The organism is Dethiosulfovibrio faecalis, assembly GCF_021568795.1.
GTDB lineage: Bacteria > Synergistota > Synergistia > Synergistales > Dethiosulfovibrionaceae > Dethiosulfovibrio > Dethiosulfovibrio faecalis.
This window is the reverse complement of the sequence record NZ_JAKGUE010000039.1, coordinates 1-649: the sequence shown is the minus strand read 5'-3', so window position 1 is coordinate 649 and position 649 is coordinate 1. Positions and strand designations below refer to the sequence as shown.

The window sequence follows — 649 nt, the reverse complement described above, 5'->3', positions numbered from 1 at the left end:
ACAATCTGCCTACGAGTTATGCGGTTCTCCACTAATTCAAATTCAGTCCAGGCTCCCCCAATAGGGGACATTTGGACACTGATAGCCAACGTATCCCAGTCTCCATCCACGCCATCCGTTGAGTTGTTCGATCCAAAAATAGTTCCGTTAACAAGAAAATGGTCAGGATATCCAGGGCTACTGGCAAGTCTGACAGACACACATTTCATACGAGTCGTCGTGTGATATCCAATATAACCAGGAGAAGATAAAATACAAAGATTATAAGTATTCTGATAACCTCCAATAACACCACTAAACGCCCCCTGTGCTGGATAAGCGGTATAATTAACAGGAGCACCAAAAGCTGTACCGTTTGTAGCGATATTTGTACCATTAGAATCTAGTATCTGCATTTCTCCAATTATTATCTCTCCGACATTTGCCACACCAGAAACTTTGACCCACTGATAACCATATACGTCGCTCATTATCCCACCCGCCTAACGCTGACCTTCATTGAGTTTATTGTTACCGTCTGCCCAGTAGCGTTGTTGTAGATGGCCAATTTACCGTAGGGGCAATTTACGGCATCGACCAGGATAGACAACCTCTGCGCCGTCGTCACCGCCTCGACCGATACGCTACCCAGCAAGACGTTACGCCCCTG

General features: G+C 45.9%; 2 protein-coding genes. Both read right to left on the bottom strand.

Annotated elements, in window-relative coordinates:
- Positions 1 to 470 (bottom strand): hypothetical protein (locus tag L2W58_RS13000; RefSeq protein ID WP_236103835.1); only part of this gene is annotated, 470 nt, incomplete at its 3' end.
- A partial coding sequence (locus L2W58_RS12995) for a hypothetical protein (RefSeq protein WP_236103834.1) occupies positions 470 to 649 on the bottom strand: 180 nt, incomplete at its 5' end. The genes L2W58_RS12995 and L2W58_RS13000, both read right to left, overlap by 1 nt.